We start from the raw sequence: 651 nt of genomic DNA, 5'->3' as shown, positions 1-651 counted from the left end.
GACAGATAATGGTTGTTTCCAGTAATAATTCTGAGTTTGAAGTAAAAGGCAAAACATTAATCCCCATTAAGCCAATTAAGATCTATGAAAATATGGATAAAAAACTGAAATAAACTGCTAACAAATTGTTTTAAACAATTTAGAGGTTAAACAAGAAGACATAGTCTGGTTTATGGCCATACCTAAAGCAAAAAAATATTAAGAAATTAGAAATGAATAAAATAATAATACTATTAGTGATAACATTCATATCAATAGTAACATTAACCAGTTGCAACAGTGAAAGACCTTTAGAAAAAGCATTAAAAGATATAGAAGAAAATCACCCTCAAACCATAAAACTCTCTGATTATACCAATTTTAAATGGGATGAAGTTTGGTTAATCAGTGGCAGTATTAGTGGACTTTATATTACATTAATGCAGGAACAAAATATTGATGTCAAAAAAGTAGAATTTTCTGATGAGAATCCTGACTTTGGAATAGCTCAACATCTTTCTAATACAGTTGTATACGTATATAATAAAAAAGTTGTCTATTACGAATTTCCTCCGGATAACAGGGATAGGGAGTTTTCTCTTTTAGGTTTTGTAGAACCATATGCACTTTTAGATTTTAACTTAGAAAGAGGACAGATAATGGTTGTTTCCA

General features: G+C 29.2%; 1 protein-coding gene. It reads left to right on the top strand.

Features of this window, described 5'->3' with window-relative positions; all coding sequences use genetic code 11:
- Positions 1-212 precede the first annotated feature (212 nt).
- Positions 213-651, top strand: a 439-nt coding sequence (locus J3U24_RS11500; RefSeq protein WP_267331143.1) for a hypothetical protein, incomplete at its 3' end; no start/stop codon positions are given.

Source organism: Gilliamella sp. B2785 (genome assembly GCF_026537005.1).
Lineage (GTDB): Bacteria > Pseudomonadota > Gammaproteobacteria > Enterobacterales > Orbaceae > Gilliamella > Gilliamella apicola_E.
The sequence above is the reverse complement of the archived record's forward strand: the minus strand, read 5'-3'. Positions and strand labels throughout refer to the sequence as shown.